Below are 19712 nucleotides of genomic sequence, written 5' to 3'. Positions count from 1 at the left end.
CATTACTTATTGTAAAACCTCAACCTTATATCCTTTTTCAATTAGTTGGTCTAGTACTGTGCCATCTTGTGTTAAATGTCCTGCTCCTACTACAACAAAATATGTACCCTTGTTCTCTGATTCTAACATAGTGATTATTTTCTCTGCCATGTCCTTATCTCTTTTACCAAATAGCATATTAGTAAATTCATATTCTTCAGCTTCCTTAGTGCTATGACCATAGCTAGCGGTAAATCCTTCTATATCTCCATTTATCCATAGAGCAAGCCATTCTTCTAATAGCTTAGCCGAATCAACAGTCTCATCAGTTTTTGGTTCTAAGACACTATCTATTATACTTCTTAAATACTCTTCTTGAGTTTCAGCTGATAATCCATCAAATAAGTCAGCCTGATATCTTATTCCTTCTAATTCAATAATTGGCTTTTGAAATAATAATGCATTTGAAAGAAAATACATATCTATTCCGAGATTAGCTGACTGAGCTCCCTGTTGAAGATTGTCCGAATTTGTCATAGAAATAACAGTTAAGTCATTAGCTATACTCCAAGGTTTAAATTGATTATAAACATCTTCTGGTAATCCATATTTTTTAAACACTTCTACTAGCTTTTCATAAGTTTCTTCGCTTATATGATCCTTAAGTGTAGTACCATCTTGATATGTAGCTTTTCCTAGGAAATACTCCATCCCACCTTGTTGGTCGAATAAATTGGCTTCTACAATAAGGGCATCAGATTCATTAAAAGCTTGCTTTAATCTTTGATTCAAAGGATAGACTTCACTACTGCCTACATGAATTGATCCTAAGAAATAAACGGTATTACCGTTATGTTCTACTTTCCAAGCTAATCCTTTTGAACCTGCTTGTAACTGATTATATGTATCTAGAACTAATCTAGTTGCTAATATAACTGCCTGTTCTGTAGTACATGGCTTATCTAAGTCAAGTCCATTATGTGTACCTACAAGTATGCCTCTTTCTTGCATATATTCTACTGATGACTCACCTACTGGTAATTCATATTGAGCTAAAATATTATATAGCCTCTTTACAACCTCGCCTCTTGTACTAGTTGCTTCATGAGAAACTGCCTCAAAATCTGTCTTCTTAGTTAAGTCCAAAGCTTCTATTTTACTGGCTGTATTTGCTAATAGTTCTTCTAGTCTTTCCTGTGAGATTTCAGTTCTGAAACCGTCATAATACCATTCAATAGGATATATTCCATATCTTTCTCCTTCATTTAACTCACCTATAGCCCATTGACTAATATCAGGAGTTGGAATTTCCTCAGCCCAAACAGGTACAATTGTAGTTAGTATCATTACTAGTACCAATAATAATGAAACTATACCCTTTCTTGATGATTGCTTCAATTTTTTGTCCATATTATCTCTCCTTATACAAAAGTTAATAACTCTAACTTAGAGCCTTTTACCAGGGGACTAATAGGAAGAAATTTAATCGATAAAAAAATATCAATACCTAAGTCCATAGTTCTATTATTCTACTATTCAGTTCAAAAGTCAAACCTATATTTTCCAGATATGTTAACTTAACTTAGTTTGCAGAAAAAATAACAGGCTAGCAGTAAAGAAAGCTCCTATCACCTTGATTAGAGCTTATTTAAAGTAAGCTATAACTTTATTTATTGTCTCTGGCTCTAATTCAACAACTACAGGACCATTTAAAAACACCTGATTGTTTGTATTAGTATCTTTCAGTAGAATAAAATGATTACAATAAATTTTATTATCTAACTTTATCATGTTCATTGGATCATAGCCAACTATTTGAAATTTGCCCTCTACATGCTCCCTATTTTCTTTGAAAAAAACATCAAATTTATTCCTCTTTCTATCAATATACTGAATAGCCATTTCCTCTATAATTTTATAATCCTCTATTTCTATAGTACCATCTATCTTTAAATAAGAACTTATAATTTCAAATACAGGAATATCACAGTTACCTATTTCATGAAAAAATGGTATACCTGCCTCTATAGAAGCAACTAGAAAAACTGCCCCACTAAAGTACGATATTCTCCTTGTGTCAAAGAGTAGTTCGCTTGGTGTTGATAGATAGCCTATGTATTTCTTCATACGAGTATTATACTTATTAATAGATATTTGCTTTAGTGCCATTATACCTACGTATTCTGCCATTCCCTCTGCTGTTTCTGATAGATATTCACATCTAATAATATCTCCTATATTTTTCTCTCTCATATTACGAATAGATGCAAATTGAGATATGAGCCTTTTCTTTTTTTCTATATTTTTTTCTAGATATGCAGCAGCGAGAATTTTATTTTCAGCATATTTAAATTTAAAATTCTCAATATCTGATGGATAGTCAAGTGTTCGTAAATCCTGTGGCCATCTGCTTTCTTTCATTTCATATTGGTAAGCATGAAACATCTCATGTACAAGGTTAGCTGCCAAGACTTCGATATCTTCTAGGTCTGGATTTTCTACATTCCATATGGCTATATACTGTCCTTCATAATTAATCGCAGTATTGCCCATGAAACGATTATCATAAGGAATCACAGAGTCTTTTAAATACACCTCTCTATCATTATATAGCGCAAAATCATAGAAATGGAAGCCTTCCCATAGCTCATTAAAATTAATTGCATTAAGTAAATTACTAAGCTGTGTATATAATTTTCTCACTTATTCCTTCCCCCTTTCGCTAATTCTACTATCACTTGATTTTATTAAGTAATTCAATTACCTTCTCAGGTATACCAATTACAATAAATCTTGCCTTTCCTTCCTCTTTTAAATATTGATAGGAAAATTTAATCTCATCCTTATTTTTATAAGAGTTAACTTGCTCAATCATCTCTTGACAAATGTTTTCTACTACTTTCCTGTCTCTACATGGGTAATCAACTATAGAGCAAATGGAAACTTTGGACTGTTCTTTTGCTTCAAGAAAATCAATTACCATTTTATTTTTTGATACAGTTACTTCATTCTCAAAGCTCTTATCTGTAAATAAAGCACTAATATCTTCTTCTGTAAATCTCCATTGTGCTCCAATTTTTTTTCCTTTTAGCTTTCCATCCTTTAAATAATTTCGAATTGTTCTACTAGTAAGCCCTGTCATCATAGCAATATCATCTACAGTGTATAGCTTTTGAAATTTCAATCTACCTCTCTCCTTTACTCGACATTTATTTAATTTCATTTGATGGTACTTTTATTTTATATCTTTTTACGCATTTTCATATATTTTCATATTTTTTCACATATTTCATTATATTTCATATATTTTCACATGTCAACTGTTCAAAAAAATTTTAATTTTATAAAATTCATGTTGCAATTGTAAAATATATATTGTATTATTGTATTAAGTACTTAATACAATAATACAATATAAGTAGTAAGGAGTGGTGAAATGCAATGGAATATTGACTCTGAACGACCGGTTTATATTCAGCTAATTGAACAGATTCAGGCAGGAATTATTTCAGGTTACTATAATCTTGGAGATAAGCTTCCCTCAGTACGAGAGTTAGCTGCTGAAGCTGGGGTCAATCCTAACACCATGCAGAGAGCATTAGCTGAACTGGAGCAAACTGGATTAGTTTACACTAACCGAACCAGTGGCAGATATATAACTTCAGATATAGAAATCATCAAAAAACTAAAGAAACAGTCTGCTAAGAATATTATTATAGAGTTTATAGAAAAAATGAAACAACTTGGGTACGAAGAAGATGAAATCTTAGAATGTGTTACTAAAATATTAGAGGAGATGAGAAAATGAATCCTATTCTAGAGTGCAAATCATTAACGAAAATATATTCAGGCTTTACTGCACTTTCTGATGTAAATTTAACATTAGAAAGAGGTCGCATAATAGGACTATTAGGGTCAAATGGCAGTGGTAAAACTACTTTACTAAAATTGATAAATGGACTATTACTACCTGATAGTGGAAACATACAAATTGCAGGTAAGACACCAGGAATAGAAACTAAGAAAATAGTATCATATTTACCTGAAAAAACTTATTTGGCTGATTGGATGAAAATTTCTCAAGTTGTTAAATTTTTTCAGGACTTTTATGAAAATTTTAACCCCAAAAAAGCCTATGATATGTTGGCAGATTTAAAAATTGACCCAGAAAGACAATTAAAGACTTTGTCAAAGGGAACTAAAGAAAAGGTTCAATTAATATTAGTTATGAGCCGTGAAGCAGACTTATACTGTCTTGATGAACCAATAGGCGGAGTAGATCCAGCAGCAAGGGATTATATCCTAAATACTATTATCAATAATTATAGAAAAAACTCAACTATATTGATATCTACACATCTTATTGCGGATATAGAAAAAGTATTAGATGAAGTCATATTTCTAAAAGAGGGTTCTATTATCCTCCACTCGTCTGTAGATGATGTAAGAGCAGCAGAAAATAAATCAATAGACTCATTATTCAGGGAGGTGTTCAAATGCTAGGTAAATTGATGAAACATGAATTAATGGCAACATCAAGATTACTAGTGCCTTTATATATAGCTCTGTTATTTATATCTTTAGTAAATCGTTTCGTATTCCGATTAGATATTGGAGAAGGAATATTAATGTTTTTTATTGGATTTCTGATATTTACTCAAGTTATTCTTATCTTAGCCATTTTAGTGACTACAGTATTACTAATGATAGTTCGGTTTTATAAAAACCTTTTAAGCGATGAAGGATATTTAATGTTTACATTGCCAGTAAATTCTCATCAGTTAATTATATCAAAATTAACAGTTACACTATTCTGGTTACTTATTAGCACAATATTCGTAGTATCATCATTTTCTGCAGCCTTCATTACGTCAACCGATGCAAGCTCTATAATAAATGAAATAAGAAAAATTCCAGAAGAATTAAGCGCAACCTTCGGTGGTAATTCTGTGATTTTAGTTATTGAATTGATTCTTATGATATTTGTAAGTGCTGTAACGAACATTCTAGTAGTTTATGCTTCTATTGCTATAGGCCAGTTGTTTAGTAAGCATAAGATTATAGCATCCCTTATATCTTATGTTGTTATTTATAATGGCTTGCAGCTAATCATGCTATTAGTTCTAGTTCTTGCGAGTTTTATCACAACTAATAGCTTAAACTTCACAAACATGTTCCCGAGAACGATTTTCCCTATTAGCATTATAATGATTTCATTAATAGGTGCAGTATTCTATATAATAACTAATCGTATTTTTGAAAAGAAATTAAACTTAGACTAATAATAGGTGTTCCCTCTGTCATATTTTGTGGCAGAGGTTATTTTATGTCCCCACCTAAATTTTTGATAATAATTTTTTATTTTCTAATCTTTGTTGTATAATAAACTTGGGAGGGATATGAATGGAATTCTTTAAAACAATAAAAACAAGAAAATCAACTAGAAGCTATAAGCCTGAGCAAATTACTAATGAAGAACTAAATAAAGTGTTACTTGCAGCTAATGCTGCACCTGTTGGGAATGGATTATATGAAGATGTTCATCTTACTGTTGTACAAAACACTGAACTATTAAGCAAAATGGTAAAATCCACAGCTGAGATTTCTAATAAACCTGATGCTAATCCATTCTATGGTGCACCAACAGTTGTTATAGTATCTTGTAGATTAAGGGACCCTGCTAAAGTAAGCAGTACATATGCAAATGCAGCTTGTATAATAGAAAATATGCACCTAGCTGCTACTGATATTGGACTTGGTAGTGTATATTTACTTGGATTTATAAGAGCAGGTGCTATTAATGAGAGCTTAAAGAAAGAATTAGAAATACCTGAAGATTTTAATCCAGTCTCTGCCATAACGCTTGGCTATCCAACAGAAGAGCTTGTAGAGAGAGAAATTCCTGCAGATAGAATTTCAATAAATTACATTAAATAACATTAACTCCTTCCTAATAGGAGACTTTTAATCCTTATGTGGAAGGAGTTCTTTCTTTTAAGTTCCTAGATGTACGAAAGGAGAACATTATAAACATGGAGTTTGTTAATGATTTTCTATCAAATTACGGATTAGATGATAATATATCTAAAACACTTTCAATTGTGATTCTAGTACTATCAATTATATTAATATGTATAGTTGTAAATTTTATAGTTAAAAAAATTATACTTAAAATTCTTTCAAAATATATAGAAAAAAATAAATTTAAATGGGACGACTATCTATTACAAAGAAAAGTGTTTGAGAAGCTATCCATGATTATTCCTGGTATCATTGTATATTCATTTGCTCATTTTTTTGGAAGCTTTTCAGAAATAATTCAAAGATTTTCTAGGGTATATATTTTAATAATTACTATGACTGTTGTAAATTCAGTAGTTGATGCTCTACACGACATTTACAAAACCCACCCAGTTTCTAAACAAAGACCTATAAAAGGCATTATACAAGTATTTAAAATTGGTTTTTATATAATAATGGGTATTGTAATCATTGCTTCTCTAATAGGAGAAAGCCCAATAATCCTGCTAAGCGGTATTGGAGCTCTTACAGCAGTTTTCACATTAGTATTTAAGGATTCAATTCTTGGTTTGGTAGCAGGTATACAATTATCTGCAAATGATATGTTGCAAATTGGAGATTGGATTGAAATGCCAAAGTATGGAGCAGATGGAGATGTTATTGATATATCCTTAAATACTGTTAAAGTCCAAAATTTCGATAAAACCATAGTTACTATTCCATCATATGCCCTTATTTCAGATTCTTTTAGAAACTGGAGAGGAATGAGAGAGGCTGGAGGACGTCGTGTAAAACGGTCTATCTATATAGATGTGAATACTATTAAGTTTTGTTCTAAAGAAATGATAGAAAAGTTTAAAAAAGTACATTTCTTAACTGAATATATTCTTAACAAGGAAAAAGAAATTGAACAATATAATAAAGCAAATAATATTAATGATGAGCTTTTAATAAACGGAAGACATCTCACAAATATAGGTACATTTAGAATATATATAGAAAATTACTTAAAAAATCACCCCATGGTTCATAAACACATGATACACATGGTAAGGCATTTGCCTCCTGGCGAGCACGGGTTGCCCTTAGAGCTTTACCTGTTCATAAATGATACTAATTGGGTCAATTATGAAAAGGCACAGGCTGATATTTTTGATCATATTTTAGCAGTGACAGATTTATTTGAACTTAAGCTATTTCAAAGCCCATCTGGCCATGATCTTAAAAATATTAGAGAACAGGCTTAAACCATTTGCCTGTTCTCTTTCTTTTTAACTATAGATTATAAAGTTGGCACATAATCATGATCAACAGTTATGGATGTATGATAATTTGGATTCAGCTCATAAATTCTATCAGAAATAAGCTTAACTAGCTCATCATCACTCCATTTAAAATCATAAGGAACTACCACATCAAATATTAGATTAGAATGACTTTTACTCCATACAACACGAAAATCATGCATACCTATTTCTGGAGATAAATTTTCAAGTATATATTCTATTTCTGCTCTAAGCTTATTAGTTCTAGCATCGTTAGTAACAACAGGATCAAGGTGAATAACTAAATTGATGCCTTCTTCTTTTAGAAAGTCCCGCTCAATATTATCTATAACATCGTGGCTTGCCATAATATCATTTTCAGCTGACATCTCGCAATGCACAGATGCAAAGCATTTCCCTTCCCCATAGCTATGTACTGTCAGATCATGAAGCCCAATAATACCATCATAGCTTAAAATTTTTTCATAGATACTATCTACTAGCTCTTTTGTAGGTGCGGTTCCTAGCAGTGGATTTATGGTTTCTTTAATAAGTCCAACTCCAGAAAATATAATGAACAATGCAACTGCAACACCTATATAGCCATCTAAATTAAAGCCAGTTACTTGAGTAATAAAAACACCAGTTAAGACAGCAGTTGTTGAAAGGATATCATTTCGGCTATCTATTGATGTTGCAATAAGGGTTGTTGAATTTATCTTTTTTCCAATTTTTCTATAGAACAAGCTTTGCCAAAGCTTTATCAATATTGAAATCACCAGTATAACTACTGAGACCATACTAAATATAGTGACCTCAGGTTTGATTATTTTGCCTAAAGAACTGAAAACAAGCTGTACTCCTAAAACCAAAATAATTATAGATACAATTAGACCCGATACATATTCCATCCGCTTATGCCCATATGGGTGATTCTTATCAGCAGGCATTCCAGAAATTTTAAATCCTATTAAAGTAATAATTGAGGAACCTGAATCTGATAAATTGTTTATAGCATCAGCTATGATTGATATACTATTAAAAACCAATCCTGCAACTATCTTAATTAAGAAAAGCAAAAAATTCGAAATAATGCCTGTAATACTAGCAAACTTACCGTAGCGCTCCCGCACTCTATAATTAGAAGTATTTTGATAATCTTTAACGAATAATCTAATTAATAAATTTGTCAAAACTACACCCCAATTCAGAAAATATGATAAAAACAAATGCTCCTTTTTTAGTATAACATTATTATATTACCCATTTTCAATTTTATCTACCTAAAAAGAAAAGCTTCTATCAAAGTAAAAAAATCATCCCTGTTGAAGATAATTTTAGAGATGATTTAAGAGAATGGTATTTTTTGCTTCTAGAAGTTTAATGTTTCATGCTTACCTGTAATTATATATATTACCCATTCTGCAAGGTTTGTAGCATGGTCACTGATTCTTTCTATATATTTGGCTACTTGAATAAGTATTATCCCTTGTTCTATGTTATCAGGATTCTTTTTCATAAGATTTTTCAAATCCATTAAAATTGTTTCATAATATTCATCAACTATTTCATCTTTCTTACATACCTTTTTAGCCAATTCAACATCCTTGTTAACATAAGCATCTATAGCTTCTTTAACCATTTCACGTGCTACCTCTGCTGCCTTAGGGACGTCTATTAAAGGCTTTATATAGTCCTCTTCTCTTATATTTAACATAAGCTCGCTAATATCTGCTGATTGATCTGCTATTCTTTCTAAGTCTGTAATCATTTTTAGTATTGAAGTAATCAGCCTCAAATCCTTTGCTAGTGGCTGCTGTGTTGCTATTAGCCTGATACATTTTGCTTCTATTTCAGCATTCATGTCATCTATAATATCATCTTCTTCAACAACCTTTTTAGCTAATTCTATATCCTTATTTTTTAAAGCTAGTATAGATTGATCAATTGATTTTTCTACTGCACTTGCCATTCTTACAAGATCTAAGTTTAAATTTTCTAAGCTAACATCAAAAGCATGTCTAACCATACTATCCCTCCTATTAACCGAATCTGCCTGTAATATAATCCTCAGTGCGTTTATCGTCTGGATTACTGAAAATCTTTATAGTAGATGAATACTCAATTACCTCACCATGTAAAAAGAATGCAGTATTATCTGATATACGTCCTGCTTGCTGCATATTATGAGTTACTATAACAATAGTATATTTTTCTTTTAGCTGTGTAGCTAAGTCTTCTATTTTCAATGTAGAAATCGGGTCTAATGCTGACGTAGGCTCATCCATAAGCAACACTTCTGGCTCTACTGCCAATGCTCTTGCAATACAAAGTCTTTGCTGTTGCCCACCAGATAATCCTAGAGCGTTTTTCTTTAGTCTATCCTTTAGCTCATCCCATATAGCAGCAGCTCGTAAACTCATCTCCACAATCTCATCCAATTTAGCCTTATTACGGATTCCATGAGTTCTTGGCCCATAGGCTACATTATCATAAATACTCATTGGAAAAGGGTTAGGCTTTTGGAATACCATCCCAACCTTTTTTCTTAATTCTATGACATCAACGTTCTTATATATATCTTGTCCATCTAGCATAATTTCACCAGTTATTTTGCAGTTTTCTACTAGATCATTCATACGATTTAATGTTTTCAAAAATGTGGATTTGCCACATCCTGAAGGTCCTATTAATGCAGTAATTTGCTTTTCAGGTATTTGCATATTAACGGATTTAAGCGCTTGCATATCTCCGTAAAACAGGTTTAGATCTTTTACTGAAAACTTATCTTTGCTCATATCCTCAACTCCTCTATCTATCTTTGACTAAAATACATCTAGTTTATACCCTCTTCATTCTAGCTCCTATTTTATTAGCTATAAAATTTATTAATGCCACAACTATAATCAATACTAGTGCAGTAGCATCAGCTTGTTCAAAGGATATACCTTCTTTAGCTAAAATATATAAATGAACCGATAATGTCCTTCCTGAATCCATAATGCTTGTTGGCAGTCTAGGAACCATTCCTGCTGTTAAATATACAGCTGCTGTTTCACCTACAACTCTACCAATGCTCAATATTATAGCTGTAATAATTCCTGGTGCTGCACTTGGCAATATTACTTTAAAAATAGTTCTAAGCTTTGATGCTCCTAAGGCTAAGCTTCCTTCTCTAAAGCTTCTAGGTACTGCTTTAAGTGCTTCTTCTGTAGTTCTAATGATTGTAGGTAGTACCATCATACTTAGTGTAATTGCACCTGATATTAGTGAGAACTTTAGTCCAAGTACAATAACGAAAAAAATCATCCCAAACAAACCATATATAATGGATGGAATTCCTGCCAAGCTTTCAGTTGCAAATCTTATTATTCTGACTACCTTACCTGGTTTTGCATATTCGACTAAGTATATTGCAGAGCATACGCCGATAGGCGTAGAAATAGCAATAGACAATAATACAATATAAAGAGTACTTATAATCATAGGAAATATTCCCGCTTCATCATCAGAAGGGTTGTTTGTTAAAAAGCTCCAATTTATTTCTGATAATCCGTTTGAAATTACATGTATTAAAATCCACGCAAGAGCTCCAACTGTAATTAAGGCAGATAGCCAAATTAGTATCTTAGCAGTATTATCTATCAGTTTTCTTCTACTCACCTTAATCACCCACCTTACTTGTCAATTTACTGAATATAATATTTAAAAACATTATAAAAGCAAATAAAACTACTCCCGTTGCAAATAGTGCATCCTGATGTAGTCCAAAGGCATATGACATCTCCATAGCAATATTTGCTGTTAAAGTACGAATAGGTGCTAAAATTGAGTCTGGAACAGCAGGAGTATTCCCTGCTACTAAAATAACTGCCATTGTTTCACCTATTGCCCTGCCTATTCCTAGTACTATTCCTGTTAAAATACCTGAACGAGCAGCCGGCAGTACTACTTTAAAAATCGTCTGTATATGCGATGCTCCCATACCTAGTGATGCTTCCTTATATTCAGAGGGCACAGCACGTATTGATGTTAGAGATATGTTAACAATAGTCGGCAGAATCATTATACCAAGTATTATGTTAACAGCTAAAAGGCTATTCCCTGGACCGCCTAAATAATTACTTATCATCGGGACAATAACTACTAATCCAAAAAATCCATATACTACAGACGGAATACCTGCTAATAACTCAACTGCTGGCTGAACTATCCTAGCAACTCTTTTTGGAGCAATTTCAGCTAAAAATACTGCTGTTAATACTCCTATAGGAACTCCAATTATAATAGCACCTATTGTAGCTAAAACTGAACCTATTATCATAGGAAATATCCCGAAAATATCCTGCATTGGCTTCCACACTTTCCCTAGGACAAAATCACCTAATCCTATCGTAACTATTGCAGGTATTCCTTTAGCAAAAATGTATATAGTAATTATTGCAACAGATAATACTGCAAATAAGGCACATATGAAGAAAAAGATTTCAATTAGCCTTTCACTTATATCTCTTGATTTATTTAGTGTTATAAGACCACTGGCTTGTGGTAAAGTCTGACCTTTTTTTCTGTTAATTATGTTTGAATTACCATTCAAATTCATCTAATCACCTCGTAATTTTTCAAGTAAAAACAGAAGACAGACTCCATGTATACTACTATGGAGTCTAGTCAGCAACAATAAGGGGGGAATTTGACAACTTGTTATATTCTTTTGGCTATTTTACAGGTATATATCCTTCCCCAACTATTTTCTGTCCTTCACTACTCATAATGAAATCTATAAAAGCTTTGACTTCTGGACTAAGTTCACCTTTTGTTAACATTAAAAATGGTCTTGCAACTGGATACTCATTTGCTTGTATAGTTTCAACTGTTGGTTCTACACCATCAATTTTAAGTGCTTTTATAGAATCATCTATATATCCAAGTGAAACATATCCTATAGCAGCTTGTTTAGTAGCTATGTTTTGCTTTACAGCACCATTTCCTTCTGCCACTAAAGCCTTTTCACTAAGTGTTTCTTTAATACCTAATATCTCATCAAAAGCTCCTCTAGTACCTGAACCAGCTTCACGACTTATTACAATAATTTCTCTGTCTTCTCCTCCGACTTCCTTCCAATTTGTGATTTCACCCTTAAATATTTTAGCAGCTTGCTCTGTAGTCAAATCAGATACAGAATTACTTGGATTCACTGCAATTGCAATACCATCTCTTGCTATAACATGTTCAGTTAATCCCCATTCTTTTTCTTCTGATTTAAGCTCACGAGAAGCAGTTCCTATATCTGCTGTTCCATCATTAGCAGCTTTTACACCTGCAGTTGAGCCCACACCTTGTATATCAATTTGAATTCCCGGTTCAACACTTGCAAAGACATCAGCTAATTTTTGAGTTAAAGGTTGCACAGAAGTAGATCCAATAATATTTATAGTTCCCTTTAATAAACTCTTACTTTCATTTTGATTCTCCTCTTGAACATTACTTGGAGTATCATTAGCATCAGAACTTGTGCATCCTACAAATGCTAATGAAGCCAGTACAGCAACTAAAATTAGGCTAAGTAATTTAACTTTCTTCACAATAAACACGCTCCTATATTTCAAATTTTTATCTTACAGTTATAATTTACAACTAGTATGTTAAATCCATATGATATGTATGTAAAATCTAAGTAAAATGTTCTTTGGATTTATTTGATTACCAGCTTAAATGCTAAAAGCAAAAAAGAGCTCTTTCTTCTGAGTCATTTAATTGACACAGAGGAAAGACCTCTTAGATTTAGTATTGATAATTAGATATCATCTATGTGAGAGTTCTTATCCACCTATTATTTTAATAAATTTTCTAATCTATAGTAATTAGTAGCCTTTATTAAATTCGACTACATTAAGCAATTTTTCTCCTGACTTAAATCTCCTAAGATTCTCATAAATTATATTGAATCTTCTAACATTCCCCATCTCAGACATCCATGAATTATGTGGTGTCACTATAACATTTTCCATTTCCCAAAGTGGGTTATCTTCATCCATCGGTTCCTTTTCAAATACATCTAGTGCGGCACCTTTAACCTTACCATTTTTTAGGTTTTCTATCATTGACTTTTCGTCTATGATACTCCCCCTTGCTATATTGACTAGAAAAACTCCGTCCTTCATTTCTTGGAACACTTCATGATTTATTAAGTGATGCGTTTTCTTTGTATATGGTATAGACACAACTATAGCATCACAGCTCTTAATCATCTCTTTTAAATTGTCTACACTATAGCATTTGTCAAAGTGTTCAGTATCTGTACCATTAGTATTAACTCCTAAAATATTCACTTCAAATCCTTTTAACCTCTTAGCAGCTTCTGTTGCAATGCTCCCTGTTCCGATAAAACCAATTGTCTTTCCATATAACTCGAGTAATGATGTGTCTACTTTCCACCTCTTTTCTAATTGTTTTTGATAAAATGACTTGCTGTTCTTAAGCATTTCTAACAATTTAAGTACAATCCATTCGCCAATAGGTATACTGTAACCTCCCTTATTATTTGTTAATTTAATATTTTTTTCTCTTAGGATTTCCATAGGCACTTGGTCAATTCCAACACTTGATAGCTGTATGAGTTTTAAATTTGAAAGTTTAGATATATCTAATGTTTTAAATGGGTTATAACATATTAATACATCAATATCAGCTAATTCTTCAGAAAAACAAAGCTCTTTTTCTCCTATTAGTATAACTTCATAGCCAAGTTCCTTTATTCTATTTATATTTTCTATACCAAAATCAAATGTCATTAATACCTTCACTAAAACCTCCCCTTTCCTCATCTATACTTTCTTATTTTCATTATATAATTAACTCAATTTGAATCTCGACTTCTCCTCAAATAACTAGCCATTATCTAGCAAACTTTTCTCCTAAATTCTAATCAACAAAGTAATTTATATAAAAAATTGATGTTTTGCTGGTGCTTGCCAATATGCCCAGCTACAGTTTCCAACTACAAAACACAATAGATAAATAAACAACCTTTTATTAAATCCTTCGTTTAAATACAAATGTCTTTCATATCCTCTGAAAAAAGCTTTCTTATAATCTTCATTTTCTAAGAAGTATCTAAAATAAAGCCCACTAAAATTTGTTTCTGAATTTCCTGGATAACTTCCTTCAAAATCTATAACACCATTTATCAGGTACAATATCGAAATCATTTCTATGTAAAATAGTTACTAAAATCTCTTTTATTTGTTCATCAGAATAATTTAGCAATATACCCCTCCCGACATTAAATCTTTGTCCGCACCTATTAATATTAATATCAAAACTTTATGCCATTACTATTTCAGCATAACATTTTACACAACTAATTCCTATAATTTCTTGTTAACATAACATAAAGGGATGCTTCTTATGTTTCATCTTGCAAAATATAGAATCATCCCTTTGTGTGTAGCTTTTTATTTACAAATATTTCTCAAACCATTCAATAGCCGCTTCAAGCATACCAGTACTTATATAATGATCCATTCTCGGAATTTCTATAAGCTTTAGTTTTTCTGGATTCTCACTATATAGTGGAAACATCTCTTTAAAGAATTCTCTCTGGCAATCTATAGGTACACTTGAATCCCTATCTCCATGAAGCATAAGTATAGGTCTATTTTTTATTTTTTCTTTATTATATATTGGGTCATATTGGGAAAGCAGCTTTACTCTTTCATCAGTAATAGGAGACATATTACCTATTCTTCTAAATATTTCTTCTGCCTTTACCCAAGAACATGAGCCATTTAAGTTTACCATGCATCTTAAATGAGTATTCTTTACGAATACTCCAGAAGCACTAAAGCCTCCCATTGAGTGTCCCATAACTCCTATCCTGTTTGGATCTGCTTGGTAATTTTCTATTATATTTTCAATTATAAGTTGTGATTCTTCAGTGTTTTGAAAAACCACATCCCAAAAATACTTTTCAAATACATTTGGTTCATTATGATCAATTGGATTTCTCTCACCATGGTACATTGCATCAGGAATGATAACTTGATATCCATAGGCAGCTAGCACAGTACCCTTAAATCTCTGATATTCCTTACTAGAATGCCAACCATGATAGTAAATCACAGTAGGTAATAATCCCTTGCTCCCCTTAGGTCTATACCTTAAACAAGGAATATCTCCTATTACTATTCTCTCTAATGACACTAACTGACTTTCGGGTTCAAAAGTTTTCCAAACCATAAGTATTTCTCCTTTTTATTGTTTTAATGGGTCCATAAAGGTTAAATGAAATTATCATGGACAAGAATGATAAATCTCTTTATATCAATTATATTATTCTGTAATATACTATAAATTATCTTTTTGTCAATTTTCAGGTATTCATGAGACAATATATTTCTAAGACCAACCATTTTTTTATAATTTTTTGCTTCATCAGCCGTGAAATATTTATGTTTATATAAAAGCTCAAATGCTTCTCCAAAAGTTTCCGGATTACCTATGTTATTATCTACTACAATATGTGTAGCAATGTCTATCATCATGTTTATAGCAATGAATAAATTATATTCTACTACATCTTGTATGATATCATCTTCTAAAAAATCTTCTAAGGATAATTCCTTATATCTTTCAATCTTTTTAAGAGAATTTGATAATTGGTTTAATCTCTGTTTAATTACTTCAATATTAACCATTGGTTTTCACCTCTTTTCTTAGTCTTTCAATAGTTTGAGCATAAGATAAATCTAGGTACCGCTTAAAATCACTATATTCAAATAAAGTTTTCACTTTGTATCTAGTCTCTTTAGACTTATCCCTACAAAACAAAGATAAATTGTTTTTATAAATTTCATATTTTAGAAGAGGTTTAGCATCGTTTAGTATGATTAAATCTACCTCTCTTTTACAAGCTTCCGTTAAACGTATCTTTATTTCTAGATAGGTGTCTATATCTAAATTTTCTTCTAAATATATGGCAATATCTATGTCACTATCTGCCCTGTCCTTCCCTTGTACATAAGACCCAAAGATATAGGCAAAGATTATACTTTTATATCCAATCAAAATATCTCTACATTTTTCTATAATGCTCATTTTATTCATCTCCTAAATGGTAACATCTTGCTATGAACCATCTTAACTTACTCATCTTCTCCAAGTAAATAATCTTGTTTTTCCTCTTCTGCTACCCTATCATACTGGATATCTTGTGTGCTCATATTACCGCACATTTTCTCTGCTTGTCTCATGACTACCATAAGAGCATTCTTAGCTTGTTCTGGTGGGTAGTCATATTTTTTGAGTAGTCTTTTTATGATTCTTCTCATACCTGCTTGAGCACTTTTTCTTACACTCCAGTCAATAGTAATGTTATTCTTAATAGCAAGGGTCAATTCTTGAGCAATTTTCTTTAAGGTTTCATCAGTCATGAATTCTCTTACAATTCCATCTGCTGTTAATGCATCATAAAATGCAATTTCATCTTCATTAAGTCCTAAATCCTTCTCTTCTTCCTTTGCTTTTTTCATATCATGTGCCATTTTAATGAGTTCTTCTATAACCTCTGCATTGGTAATAGCTTGATTTCTATACTTAATTAGAGCTTTTTTCAGCTTCTCTGAGAATCTTTCAGATTTTACTAGATTTCTCTTTTCCATTGCTTTTATATTGCCTTCTAATAGCTTCTTCAACATTTCTACCGCTAAATTCTTATGCTTCATTTCTCTAACTTCATTCAAAAAATCTTCTGATAAAATAGATACATCCGGTCTTTGAAGCCCCATTACATCGAAGACATCAATAACATCTTCAGAAATGATGGAACGCTCAAGCATTTGATTTAGTCTTGCTTCAATTTCCTTTTTTGAATATTTGACAGGTTCCTTTTCTCTTAGCTTAACTAAGCTCGCTTTTACAGCTTTAAAGTAGCCTACTTCTAATGCTTTTGCTTTCCCTTCTTCTGTAGCTGCACATAATGAATGTGCCTTAGCTAATTCTACTGAAATCTGCTTAAATTCTTTTTGCTCTTTCTCTGACTTCCCTAAAATGAAATCCATTCCACCAGTAATCGCTCTAATTCTCTCTACTTGAGATGTACTCATATAGTTAGAATAATCAAAGCCATGCATCATTCCTTGTAGTATTTCTAACTTTTCTAGCATAATAGAAACAGCTACAGAGGTATCAATTGCAGTATTTTTCTTATCTACATCTGTATACTCCTTTAAAGCATGTTTTAAGCTTTCAAGGATTCCAAGATAATCAACTACTACACCACCAGACTTATCCTTAAATACTCTATTAACTCTAGCAATTGCCTGCATTAGAGTATGTCCCTTCATAGGTTTGTCGATGTACATAGTATGCATAGATGGTACATCAAATCCTGTGAGCCACATATCTCTTACTATTACAATCTTTAATTCATCATCATTGTCCTTCATTCTTTTAGCTAATATATCTCTTCGTTGCTTACCTCCAACATGTTTTTGTAATCTTTCACTATCTGCTGCACTCCCTGTCATAACTACTTTTATCTTGCCTTTATTTACATCATCACTATGCCAATCAGGTCTTAGCTTAATTATTTCATCATATAGGTCTACGCAGATTCTCCTGCTCATGCAAACTATCATTGCTTTACCTTCTATGGTTTTAGACTTTTCTTCATAGTGATTAACTATATCCTCAGCTAGCTTTTTAACTCTATTAGGTGATCCTACTACAGCTTCTAATCTTGACCACTTTGATTTGTTCTTTTCTTTTTCTAGCTCTTCCTGTCCCTCAGTTACTTCATCAAACTCTTCGTCTATTTTCTTTAACTCTTCATCATCTGTTTCTAATTTAATAATCCTGTTTTCATAATATATCTTAACTGTAGCTTCATCCTCTACTGCTCTTGTCATATCATAGGTATCTATACAATGACCAAATACAGCAGTTGTAGAGCGATCATCTAAATCAATCGGTGTCCCTGTAAAGCCTATAAATGATGCATTAGGAAGGGCATCTCTCAGATACTTAGCATAACCGTATTTTACTTCACCTTTTTTAGAATCCATTTTAGCCTCTAGTCCGTATTGACTCCTATGTGCTTCATCAGCTATGATAATAACATTTCTACGATCTGTAAGAACAGGCATTTCATCTTCATCAGGCATGAACTTCTGAATAGTTGTAAATATAATTCCCCCGGATTGTCTGTCGTTTAGTAAATCAAAAAGCCCATTTAACTCTTTTGAATTTTCTTTTGCTTGTTGCTTCTTTTGCTCCTCAGTTAACTTACGAACATCTGCTTGCTTTGGAGTTTGCCTTAATATATCTTCTGACTTTAAGAAGGTATTAAATAATTGGTCATCTAAATCGTTTCTATCAGTAATAACTACAATAGTTGGGTTATTTAATTCTCTTACTAATCCTGATGTATAGAATACCATAGTAAAGCTTTTACCAGAGCCTTGGGTATGCCATATAACTCCTATTTTTCTATCCCCATCTTCCTTTGTAGCTTCCTTTGTTTTCTCAATAGCCTTCTTTACTGCAAAATATTGATGATAGGCTGCAAGTATTTTAATTATTGTTTTCTTGTCCCCTAGTTTATTTCCATCTGAGTCTTTTTCTTCTTCCTTTGATTCTTGGAATAGTATGAAATTTTTAATTATATCTAATAGTCGCTCCTTTGCAAGCATACCATAAAATAAAACTTCATATTGTGGTTTAGATAATGGTTCAACAGTTATTCCATCTATACTTCTCCAATTCATGAAGCGTTCTTCATTAGATGAAATGGTTCCTGCCTTTGCATTAATACCATCTGATAAGATACAGAATGCATTATAATTAAATAATGAAGGGATATCCCTTTTATAGGTTTGAATTTGGTTATATGCATTTTCTATTCCTACATTTTCATCGCTGGCTGATTTAAGCTCAACTACTACTAATGGGATTCCATTGACAAATATAATTAAATCCGGTCTTCTCTCTTCGTTTTCAATTATTGTGAATTGATTCGCTACTAAAAAATCGTTATTCTTAATATTGTCAAAATCAACAATATAAGCTTTCTTAGTTCTAATATTGTTCTTGTCCTTAAAGGTAACTTCTATGCCTTCTACTAATAACCTATGAAAGTATCTGTTGTTTTCCTCTAACATGGGACTATTGAAGGTAATTATTTGTCTGTAAGCATCCTCAATAGCTATAGCAGGTAAATCCTTGTTTATTCTATATAAGGCATCTCTTACTCTTTGCTCCAATATAACCTCATGATAATCCTTTCTCTCAGGATAATCTCCATCACAGGATATATCTGGGCCAAATACATAGTCATATCCCAAGTCTTGTAAAATCTCTATACAAGCTTGCTCTAAAAGCTCTTCAGTAAAATTCATTAAATCACCCCTTTTGGAGATAATGGTTTACTTTTATAATTCTTGAACA

20 protein-coding genes are annotated in these 19712 nt (G+C 32.0%); 5 read left to right on the top strand and 15 right to left on the bottom strand.

Annotated features, from left to right (window positions below; all coding sequences use genetic code 11):
• Positions 1-6: 6 nt before the first annotated feature.
• The 3 genes from DW1_RS04810 to DW1_RS04800 form a co-directional block, all read right to left on the bottom strand.
• Entirely contained in the window at positions 7-1389 is a 1383-nt protein-coding gene (locus DW1_RS04810; RefSeq protein WP_074349505.1) for a TraB/GumN family protein, read from the bottom strand.
• Positions 1390-1623: 234 nt separating this feature from the next.
• Entirely contained in the window at positions 1624-2682 is a 1059-nt protein-coding gene (locus tag DW1_RS04805) for a hypothetical protein (RefSeq protein WP_074349504.1), read from the bottom strand.
• A gap of 31 nt (positions 2683-2713) precedes the next feature.
• Entirely contained in the window at positions 2714-3202 is a 489-nt protein-coding gene (locus DW1_RS04800) for a helix-turn-helix domain-containing protein (RefSeq protein ID WP_074349503.1), read from the bottom strand.
• A gap of 213 nt (positions 3203-3415) precedes the next feature.
• Here DW1_RS04800 and DW1_RS04795 point away from each other — a divergent pair, with 213 nt between their 5' ends.
• The 5 genes from DW1_RS04795 to DW1_RS04775 all read left to right on the top strand — a co-directional run bounded on the left by DW1_RS04795 (position 3416) and on the right by DW1_RS04775 (position 7247).
• Positions 3416-3787 carry a GntR family transcriptional regulator gene (locus DW1_RS04795; protein WP_074349502.1) on the top strand — a complete coding sequence of 124 codons (372 nt, stop codon included), beginning with the start codon at positions 3416-3418 and terminating at the stop codon, positions 3785-3787.
• Entirely contained in the window at positions 3784-4482 is a 699-nt protein-coding gene (locus DW1_RS04790; RefSeq protein WP_074349501.1) for an ABC transporter ATP-binding protein, read from the top strand. Before DW1_RS04795 ends, DW1_RS04790 begins: the two co-directional genes overlap by 4 nt.
• Positions 4476-5261 carry a hypothetical protein gene (locus tag DW1_RS04785; protein ID WP_074349500.1) on the top strand — a complete coding sequence of 262 codons (786 nt, stop codon included), beginning with the start codon at positions 4476-4478 and terminating at the stop codon, positions 5259-5261. The genes DW1_RS04790 and DW1_RS04785 overlap by 7 nt, the downstream gene beginning before the upstream one ends.
• Positions 5262-5382: 121 nt before the next feature.
• Positions 5383-5916: a nitroreductase family protein gene (locus DW1_RS04780; protein WP_074349499.1), complete on the top strand. Its 534-nt coding sequence runs from the start codon at positions 5383-5385 to the stop codon at positions 5914-5916.
• A 95-nt stretch (positions 5917-6011) separates the two neighbouring features.
• Entirely contained in the window at positions 6012-7247 is a 1236-nt protein-coding gene (locus DW1_RS04775; RefSeq protein WP_074349545.1) for a mechanosensitive ion channel family protein, read from the top strand.
• Positions 7248-7282: 35 nt separating this feature from the next.
• Here DW1_RS04775 and DW1_RS04770 read toward each other — a convergent pair whose 3' ends face one another.
• From DW1_RS04770 to DW1_RS04715, 12 genes are all read right to left on the bottom strand, one after another.
• Complete coding sequence (locus DW1_RS04770; RefSeq protein WP_074349498.1) at positions 7283-8458, bottom strand: cation diffusion facilitator family transporter; 1176 nt, start codon at positions 8456-8458, stop codon at positions 7283-7285.
• A 179-nt stretch (positions 8459-8637) separates the two neighbouring features.
• Positions 8638-9294: a phosphate signaling complex protein PhoU gene (phoU, locus tag DW1_RS04765; protein WP_074349497.1), complete on the bottom strand. Its 657-nt coding sequence runs from the start codon at positions 9292-9294 to the stop codon at positions 8638-8640.
• Positions 9295-9307: 13 nt separating this feature from the next.
• A complete protein-coding gene (gene pstB / locus DW1_RS04760) occupies positions 9308-10063 on the bottom strand; it encodes a phosphate ABC transporter ATP-binding protein PstB (RefSeq protein ID WP_074349496.1) in 756 nt (251 codons plus the stop codon).
• A 43-nt stretch (positions 10064-10106) separates the two neighbouring features.
• A complete protein-coding gene (gene pstA / locus DW1_RS04755) occupies positions 10107-10934 on the bottom strand; it encodes a phosphate ABC transporter permease PstA (RefSeq protein ID WP_200800469.1) in 828 nt (275 codons plus the stop codon).
• Positions 10930-11868: a phosphate ABC transporter permease subunit PstC gene (gene pstC / locus DW1_RS04750; RefSeq protein ID WP_083605538.1), complete on the bottom strand. Its 939-nt coding sequence runs from the start codon at positions 11866-11868 to the stop codon at positions 10930-10932. Before pstC ends, pstA begins: the two co-directional genes overlap by 5 nt.
• A gap of 115 nt (positions 11869-11983) precedes the next feature.
• Positions 11984-12850, bottom strand: coding sequence for a phosphate ABC transporter substrate-binding protein (locus DW1_RS04745; RefSeq protein WP_347499703.1), 867 nt, complete (start codon positions 12848-12850; stop codon positions 11984-11986).
• A gap of 279 nt (positions 12851-13129) precedes the next feature.
• On the bottom strand, positions 13130-14092 hold the full coding sequence (locus tag DW1_RS04740) for a phosphoglycerate dehydrogenase (RefSeq protein WP_074349494.1): 963 nt from the start codon (positions 14090-14092) through the stop codon (positions 13130-13132).
• 114 nt (positions 14093-14206) lie between these two features.
• A complete protein-coding gene (locus tag DW1_RS04735; RefSeq protein ID WP_143474356.1) occupies positions 14207-14476 on the bottom strand; it encodes a hypothetical protein in 270 nt (89 codons plus the stop codon).
• Between the two features lie 250 nt (positions 14477-14726).
• Complete coding sequence (locus DW1_RS04730; RefSeq protein WP_074349492.1) at positions 14727-15506, bottom strand: alpha/beta hydrolase family protein; 780 nt, start codon at positions 15504-15506, stop codon at positions 14727-14729.
• 41 nt (positions 15507-15547) lie between these two features.
• On the bottom strand, positions 15548-15964 hold the full coding sequence (locus DW1_RS04725) for a type VII toxin-antitoxin system HepT family RNase toxin (RefSeq protein WP_074349491.1): 417 nt from the start codon (positions 15962-15964) through the stop codon (positions 15548-15550).
• The gene (locus DW1_RS04720) at positions 15957-16364 is read right to left on the bottom strand and encodes a type VII toxin-antitoxin system MntA family adenylyltransferase antitoxin (RefSeq protein WP_074349490.1); all 408 of its coding nucleotides are present in this window, start codon (positions 16362-16364) and stop codon (positions 15957-15959) included. Before DW1_RS04720 ends, DW1_RS04725 begins: the two co-directional genes overlap by 8 nt.
• A gap of 47 nt (positions 16365-16411) precedes the next feature.
• A complete protein-coding gene (locus DW1_RS04715; protein ID WP_074349489.1) occupies positions 16412-19663 on the bottom strand; it encodes a type I restriction endonuclease subunit R in 3252 nt (1083 codons plus the stop codon).
• Positions 19664-19712 lie beyond the last annotated feature (49 nt).

It is taken from the genome of Proteiniborus sp. DW1 (assembly GCF_900095305.1).
Lineage (GTDB): Bacteria > Bacillota > Clostridia > Tissierellales > Proteiniboraceae > Proteiniborus.
Note: the sequence above shows the minus strand (reverse complement) of the source record. Positions and strands in the feature narration are given on the sequence as shown.